Annotated in this window: 7 protein-coding genes; 2 read left to right on the plus strand and 5 right to left on the minus strand. The window is 73.4% G+C overall.

Going from position 1 to position 7,127, the window contains the following annotated elements:
• Both AN218_RS31770 and AN218_RS31775 read left to right on the plus strand, forming a co-directional pair.
• Window positions 1-387, plus strand: a 387-nt coding sequence (locus tag AN218_RS31770; RefSeq protein ID WP_141747778.1) for a GNAT family N-acetyltransferase, incomplete at its 5' end; no start/stop codon positions are given.
• A 5-nt stretch (window positions 388-392) separates the two neighbouring features.
• Window positions 393-1,355: a transglutaminase-like domain-containing protein gene (locus AN218_RS31775; protein ID WP_070020486.1), complete on the plus strand. Its 963-nt coding sequence runs from the start codon at window positions 393-395 to the stop codon at window positions 1,353-1,355.
• Between the two features lie 37 nt (window positions 1,356-1,392).
• Here AN218_RS31775 and AN218_RS31780 read toward each other — a convergent pair whose 3' ends face one another.
• The 5 genes from AN218_RS31780 to AN218_RS31800 form a co-directional block, all read right to left on the minus strand.
• Window positions 1,393-1,965 carry a response regulator gene (locus AN218_RS31780; protein WP_476755981.1) on the minus strand — a complete coding sequence of 191 codons (573 nt, stop codon included), beginning with the start codon at window positions 1,963-1,965 and terminating at the stop codon, window positions 1,393-1,395.
• A gap of 38 nt (window positions 1,966-2,003) precedes the next feature.
• Entirely contained in the window at window positions 2,004-3,164 is a 1,161-nt protein-coding gene (locus AN218_RS31785; protein WP_070020490.1) for a sensor histidine kinase, read from the minus strand.
• 256 nt (window positions 3,165-3,420) lie between these two features.
• On the minus strand, window positions 3,421-4,158 hold the full coding sequence (locus AN218_RS31790; protein WP_070020488.1) for an ABC transporter permease: 738 nt from the start codon (window positions 4,156-4,158) through the stop codon (window positions 3,421-3,423).
• Window positions 4,155-5,153 (minus strand): ABC transporter ATP-binding protein, encoded by a 999-nt coding sequence (locus AN218_RS31795; RefSeq protein WP_079132808.1) that lies wholly within the window; start codon window positions 5,151-5,153, stop codon window positions 4,155-4,157. The genes AN218_RS31790 and AN218_RS31795 overlap by 4 nt, the downstream gene beginning before the upstream one ends.
• A 180-nt stretch (window positions 5,154-5,333) precedes the next feature.
• Window positions 5,334-7,127 (minus strand): peptidoglycan binding domain-containing protein (locus AN218_RS31800; RefSeq protein WP_216311836.1); only part of this gene is annotated, 1,794 nt, incomplete at its 5' end.

A 7,127-nucleotide genomic window follows, 5' to 3' on the forward strand; every position in this document is an offset into this window, starting at 1 on the left:
GGCCGGATGCCGTACGCGGCGACGAGGGTGCTCACGGGCGGGCCGTCCGTCTGGTTCGCGACGGTGCCGGGTTCGCCGGATGCGCCGGAACCGGCGGACGGCGCCGAGGAGTCGGCGGGCGCGAAGTCCGGTGCCGCCGCGATCGGACGGTGCGTGGTCGACGGGCGCTGGGCGGGCTTCGCCGCGATAGAGGTGGCGCCGGAGCACCGGCGGCGAGGGCTCGCGACCGCGGTGATGGCCGAGTTGGCGCGGACCGCGCTCGCCGAGGGCGCCTCGGCGGCGTACCTCCAGGTGGAGACCGGCAACGAGGCCGCCCGCATCCTGTACGACGGCCTGGGGTTCGCCGACCACCACGCCTACCACTACCGCCGCGCCCCGGAGGACTGAGCGCGATGTCCGACGAGGAGAACAACGGGAACAGCGAGAAGAACGACGAGAACGCAGCCGGGCCGGGCAATCGCGAGCGGTTCGCGGAGGCGGCGCGCGAGGAGCGGCCCGATCTGGCGCTGCTGTGCCTGCTGATCGGCGTCGAGGCGGCCACGGCGCACGCCGCACCTCCGGAATCCAAGGAAACCGGAGACGGCGGCGTACAGGAGGAAGGCGGGGACGGGGGCGCGGCGGCGGAGCATGAGCGGTCCGTCCTGGAGGCGCAGATCGAACTCGACCGGCTCGCCGGGCTGTTGCCGTACGCGGCCTCGCGTACGCCCGAGGAGTGGGCACGCGCGCTGGGCCGTCTGCTCGGCCGCGAGCACGGATTCCACGGCACCCCCGAGGACTACCGGCGGCTGGATTCGTCGCTGCTCCAGTCCGTGCTGCGGCGGCGCCGGGGGCTGCCGATCCTGCTGTCGGTGGTCTGGATGGAGGTGGCGCGGCGGGCCGGGGCGCCGGTCTACGGGGTGGGTCTGCCGGGGCACTTCGTGATCGGGTTCGGCGATCCGTACGGGGAGCACGCGCTCGCCGATCCGTACAACCACGGCCGGCTGCTGTCCGCGGGAGATCTGGAGCTGCTCGTCGCGGGCGCGACGGGTGCGCGGACGCCGCTCTCCGCGGCGCGGCTGGACCCCGCCGGTCCGCTGGAGACGGTGCTGCGAATCCTCAACAACATCCGTGCGTGGGCGGCGGCGCGGCCCGAGCAGTCGGGCGTGCAGCTCTGGGCGCTCGAACTGTCGCTGCTCCTCCCCCACCGTCCGGCGCGGCTGCGTCTGGAGCGTGCGCGGCTGCTCGTCGAGCGGGGCGACTTCCTGGGCGGCGCCGCGGAGTTGGAGGAGTACGCGTCGGCGGTCGAGGGCGCGGAGGGGACGGAGGCGGAGTCGGTCCGCGCGGCGGCGAGGGCGGCACGGGCACGCCTCAACTGAGCGGCCTTACGCCCTGCCCGTCAGGCCCGCGTCCCGCTCACAGCCACCCCCTGTCGCGGGCCAGACGTACCGCCTCCGTGCGGTTGCTCGCGCCGGTCTTCTGGATCGCCGTCGAGAGGTAGTTGCGGACGGTGCCGTGCGAGAGCTGCATCGCCTCCGCGATCCGTGCGTTGCCGGAGCCGTCGGCGGCGGCGTTCAGCACGTCGCGCTCCCGGTCGGTCAGCGGACTCGCGCCCACCGCGAGCGCCGACGCCGCCAGCGCCGGGTCGAGGACGTGCTCTCCGCGCAGCACCCTGCGTACGGCGTCGGCGAGGCGTGCGGCGGGCGCGTCCTTGACGAGGAAGGCGTCGGCGCCGGCGTCCATGGCGCGGCGCAGATAGCCGGGGCGTCCGAACGTCGTGAGGATCACGACCTTCAACTCCGGGTGTTCCGCGCGCAGTCGGGACGCCGCGTCGATGCCCGAGCAGCCGGGCATCTCGATGTCGAGCAGCGCCACGTCCGGCTCGTGCTCGCGCACCGCGTCCAGCACCTCGTCGCCGCGGCCGACTTGGGCCACCACCTCGATGCCGGGCTCCAGTCCCAGCAGGGCGGCGAGCGCCTCGCGCACCATCGCCTGGTCCTCGGCCAGCAGCAGTCTGATCACGGCGTTCACGCTACGTCCTGCGCGGTTTCCCGGGCCCCTGAAGTGCGCGGTCGCGCCGGTACGACGGCCCGCAACTGGAAGCCTCCGCGCACCCCCGGGCCGGTCTCCAGCGCCCCGTCGGCGAGCGCGAGCCGTTCGCCGAGTCCGGTGAGGCCGTTGCCCCGCGGGGCGTCGGCGCCACGGCCGTCGTCGGTGACGGAGAGGCAGAGCGTCTCGTCGGCCTGCTCGGTCAGGGCGACGCTGCACCGGGTGCCGCCGCTGTGCCGTACGACGTTGGTGCACGCCTCGCGCAGCGCCCACGCCAGCGCGCTCTCCTGGTCGGGGTGGAGGTCGTCCGGGATCGCGGACGTCTCCGGCAGCCGGGACGAGATCCCGGCGGCGCCGAGTGCCGTGGCGGCACTGGCCAGTTCGACCCGGAGGGTGGGCCGCCGGTAGTCGCTGACGGCCTCGCGTACGTCCACGAGGGCCTGTCTGCTGACCCGTTCGATGTCGGCGACCTGTGCGGCCGCCGCCTCGGGCTCGCCCGGCAGCATCCGTCCGGCCAGCTCGCTCTTGAGCGTGATGAGGGAGAGCGAGTGCCCGAGGAGGTCGTGCAAGTCGCGGGCGAGACGCAGCCGTTCCTCGCTGGCGGCGAGATCGGCGACCGCCGCCCGCGCCTCCCTCAGCTCCCGCGTCGTACGGATCATCTGCCGTACGCCCGCCATCGCGAACCCGCCCAGCAGCGCCGGGATGAACAGCGCGGGCCACAGGTCCGCGGAGCCGTCGACGTGCAGCCCGAAGACGACCAGGACCGCCACGGATGCCGGGATCACCCAGCTCGCGCGGCGCCGCGGGAGCACCGCACCGGCCGCCACCGAGAGGTACACGAACAGCACCAGCCACTGGCTGCCCAGCGCGAAGGCCAGGACGAGGGCGAGCAGCATCAGCACGCCGAGCCCGGTGTGCACGCGGAGCGGACTGTCCGTGTGCCGGAAGAAGATCAGCGCCACGTAGACGCCGACGAAGGAGGCGAGGCCGAGGGCGCCGAGGGCGAGGGCGGGACCGCTGTGGCCGCCGCTCCAGAGGTCGGAGACGGGGGCGCTGAGATACACCATCCAGATCGAGGTCCACAGCACCTTGACCAGCAACTGGCGGCGGTTCTCCGGCTTGTGGCCCACGCCGGGCATGGCCTGGCGGTCCGACGGGACGGCGAAGCGGGGGCCGGGGCCGGCGGCCGGGGCGGCTGGCTGCTCTCCCTGTGCTCCGCTCCCGGTGCCGTCGTCCGGCGGCGCCCCCACCGCCGCCGTCCCCGGCTCCGTCCCTGCCTCTGTCCCCGCTTCCGCGAGTGCTCCGCCTCCCGTGCCCTCGTCCCTCATCGCGCCCATGTGGCTCGCCTCCCTCCGCCGTGCCGCCGGCCTGCGCCTTCGAACGTACGCGTGTACGTCACACCTTGTGGCTGTCCCGCCGGTACAGCAACGCCGCGGCCGCCGTGAACAGCACGAGGTATCCGGCGAGGATGCCGGCGTCCTGCAGATGCGGTGCGTCGCCCTCCTCGACGGCCCGGCCCAGCGCCGCGTACGCATGGGTCGGCAGCCATGTCGCGATGTCGCCCACCCAGGCCGGGAGGACGGTGAGCGGCATCCACAGTCCGCCGAGCATCGCCAGCCCGAAGTAGATGATCATCGTGATCGGGCGTACCGCGTCGCCCGAGGCGAGATAGCCGATGGCCACGCCCAGGGCCGCGAAGACGAAGCTGCCCGCCCAGGTGCACAGCGCGATGGCGGTCCACTGCCAGACCTCCAGCCGTACGTCCTTGACGGCCGCGGCCACCACGAGGACGAGGAGGATCGAGGGGAGGCTGACCGTCGAGACGGCGGCGATCTTGGCCGTCACATAGCCGCGTCCCGGGAGCGCCGTGAGCCTCAACTGCCGTACCCAGCCCTGCTCCCGCTCCTTGGCGATCTTCTCGCTGTTGCCGATCAGCACCGCCGTCATCGCGCCGAACGCGGCCATCGCGACCATGTAGTACAGCGCCATGTCGACGCGCATGCCGGGCAGTTTCGCGTCGTCGGCGCCGCCCGCGATGATCAGGTAGAGCGCCGACGGATAGATGACGGAGAAGAAGAGGAACTTCCGGTTGCGCAACGACCGGAGGATCTCCAGCTTGATCAGAGTCTTCATACCGCTGCCGCCTCCCTGCCGGTGCCCCGGCTCTGCCCCGGCTCGTCGCCGTGGTCCGTGCTCCCGCTCGTCCCCTGGTCCGCACCCGGCTCCTCCGCGCGCCGGGTGATCGCCAGGAAGGCCTCCTCCAGACCGAGGTGTGCCACCTCCACGTCGCGTGGATAGAGACCCAGTTGATAGAGCGCGTACATCGTCGCGTCGGCGTCCGACGACCTCATCCGTACGGTGCGCCCGGAGAGGTCGAAGTCGGTCACCGCCGGGAGCGCCCGCAGCGCCGCCTCGTCGGCTCCGTCCTCCAGCGCGAAGGAGATGCGCCGCAGTCCCGCCCTGTTCTTGATCTCCGCGGCCGTGCCGTCGGCGAGCAGCCGCCCCCGGTGCAGCACGAGCACCCGGTCGGCGATCGCGTCCGCCTCCTCCAGATAGTGGGTGGCGAAGAGGACCGTACGGCCCTGGGCTGCCTGTTCGCGCATCACCGCCCAGAACTCCTGGCGGGCGGAGACGTCCATGCCCGTGGTGGGCTCGTCCAGGACGATCAGGTCGCACGCGCCGGCGGTGGCGAGCGCGAACCGTACGCGCTGCTCCTGTCCGCCGGAGAGCTTGCCGACCGTACGGTCCGCGATCCCCGCGATCCCGGCGCTCTCCAGCACCTTGTCGACGGGGTGGGAGCGGGGGTGCAAGTCGCAGGCGAGGCCGACGAGTTCGCGTACCCGTACGCCGTCCATCAGGCCGCCGGACTGCAGCATCGCCCCGACGCGGCCCGCCGTGACAGCCTTGCGCGGGGTGCCGCCGAAGAGCCGGACCGTGCCGCCGGGGTCCGGCGGGCGCAGCCCGAGAAGGAGGTCGAGTGTGGTCGACTTGCCCGCCCCGTTGGGTCCGAGGAGTGCGACCGTCTCGCCCGGATGAAGACTGACGGTGAGGTCCGAGAGCGCACGCACCGAGCCGTAGCTCTTGCTCGCGCCGGCGAACTCCACCACTGGAGAGTGTTCTGTGGTCATGCACTGAGGATCGCGGGCGGGGCGCCCCGCCGTGCAGTGCCGCGCGTCGTGACCTGCGTATGACAGATGTCAGCGGCCGAGGGGCCGTCGGGCGCGCGGCGCCGCCCGACGCGCACCGGTCCGACGCCCGGACCGGGCCCCGGCCTCAAGCCGGGAGCCGGCGGCTCAACTCCCCGCCGCTCACTGCGGCTTGGTCGGGATCTCCTGTACGCGCTTGGCCGGGCTGGTCTCCTTGAGCGCGAGCCGCAGCGCGCCCGCCACGTCCTGCGGTGTGACCGGCGTCTTGGTGCCGTTGCCGCGGGTGATCTCCACGCCGTCGAAGGTCGTGCCGTACAGCGTCTTGAGCACCGGCAGGTCGTAGGTGTCGACCAGCGTGCCGTTGACCGGCTTCATCGACAGGAACTTCGGCAGCGACTTCTGCGGACTGAACTGGATCGAGGCGCCACCGGCCTTGATCGTCACCAGCCCGGACATCGCCGGCTTGCCGAACTCCCGGATGGCGCGGTCGATCTCCTTCTTCCCGACCTGCGGCTGCTGCGGCGAGACCGGCAGCCGGACGGGGCTGTTGTTCCCGGTCTGGGCCCGTGTGCGGTACGCGCCCTCCAGCCGGGCGCTCGCCTTCTGCGCGTCGATCCCCTTGTGCGGCTTGCCCGGTACGCCGACGGCCTTGCCCCCGACGAACTTGACCATGCCGTCCTTGGGCGCACCGCCGACCCCGGTCTGCTTGGCGACCTGGCGCAGCGCCGAGGCCATCTTCTCCTGGTCGACCTTGAGCGCGGGCTCCGCGTCGCGCTCCATGCCGAAGAGCGAGCCGATGACGGAGACCGGGTTGTAGTCGCGTCCGGCGGCGGCGCGCACCGTCGCCTCGGTGTCCAGGGTCATACCGGCGACGCTCGGCTTGAGCTTGGCCTGCTTCCCTGCGGCGACGACGGTGAAGTCCTGCGTCGTACGGTCGCCGAAGGCGGCGTCCAGCTTGTTGACCGCCTCGTGCCGGCTCATGCCGCCGATCTGGACGCCGAGCACAGTGGTGCCGTTCGGCACGTCCGCGTGGTCGAGCAACAGGCCCGCGCCGTACGCGATACCGACGAGCCCGAGCACGCCGACCCCCACGAGCGCCAGCTTCGAACGGCCGCCCCCGGAGGCGTCGTCGCGTTCCTCGGACGCCCGGGACGGTGCCCTCTCGAACGGCGAACCGGAGATCCCGCCTCCGTCCTCGTCGGCAAGACGGGGAGCGCGGCTCATCAGTGTCTCGCCGGCGACACGTTCGCCGTCCCGCTCGGACTCCTCGTCCGCCACGGCGGTGCTCTCGTATCCCGTCGGTCCGCCGTAGGCGGGCAGACCGCCGGTCGCGGCCGGGTCCTGCGTACCGTCCGGGCCGCCGGGGCCGTCCGCGAGCAGGTCCTCGCCGACGCCGCCGGGCGCGAACGGAGCGCGTCCGGTGCCCAGTCCGAGCGTCGAGTTCGCCGGGGGCTCGGGCGGCACGTCGCCGCGCAGGGGCGGCGGCGGCATCGCCATGTCACCGCTGACGGGACCGGTCGTCGGCCCGTCCTGGACCGCGCCCGGACCGCCGAGACCGGCTCCGGCGGGTGTGCCGTGCGCGGGGGTGTCCGCAGGGGGCGGGGAGTAGGAGCCGGTGTCGTACGGATCGCCCGGGCCGCCGGCGTACGAGTCGCCCGTGCCGTACGGACTGCCCACGCCGTACGGGTCGTTGGTGCCGTACGGAGTTTCGGCCGCACCCGGCGGTGCGCCGGGACCGGGGGCGGAAGAGGGACCGGGGCCCTGCACCGGGACCGTGCCCGTGGCACCCGAACTCGCCGTGCCCGGCGAGGACTTGCCCTTGCGCGGCGCGAACCAGTCGCTCACGTCCGGCTTGTCGCCGCCGCCCGAGGTCTCCTCCGGGCCACGCGGCGGACCGGAGCCGCCCGCACCCGGGGCGCCCGGTGCACCGGGAACGCCCGGAGCCGCACCCGGCCC

The sequence above is a fragment of the Streptomyces nanshensis genome (genome assembly GCF_001751255.1).
Lineage (GTDB): Bacteria > Actinomycetota > Actinomycetes > Streptomycetales > Streptomycetaceae > Streptomyces > Streptomyces nanshensis_A.

What these genes read in the sequence shown, in the direction of transcription:
- AN218_RS31780 (WP_476755981.1), bottom strand. Translation starts at nt 1,965, where the DNA reads ATGGTGCGCGAGGCGCTCGCCGCCCTGCTGGGACTGGAGCCCGGCATC.
- AN218_RS31790 (WP_070020488.1), bottom strand. Translation starts at nt 4,158, where the DNA reads ATGAAGACTCTGATCAAGCTGGAGATCCTCCGGTCGTTGCGCAACCGG.
- AN218_RS31795 (WP_079132808.1), bottom strand. Translation starts at nt 5,153, where the DNA reads ATGACCACAGAACACTCTCCAGTGGTGGAGTTCGCCGGCGCGAGCAAG.
- AN218_RS31785 (WP_070020490.1), bottom strand. Translation starts at nt 3,164, where the DNA reads ATGCCCGGCGTGGGCCACAAGCCGGAGAACCGCCGCCAGTTGCTGGTC.
- AN218_RS31775 (WP_070020486.1), top strand. Translation starts at nt 393, where the DNA reads ATGTCCGACGAGGAGAACAACGGGAACAGCGAGAAGAACGACGAGAAC.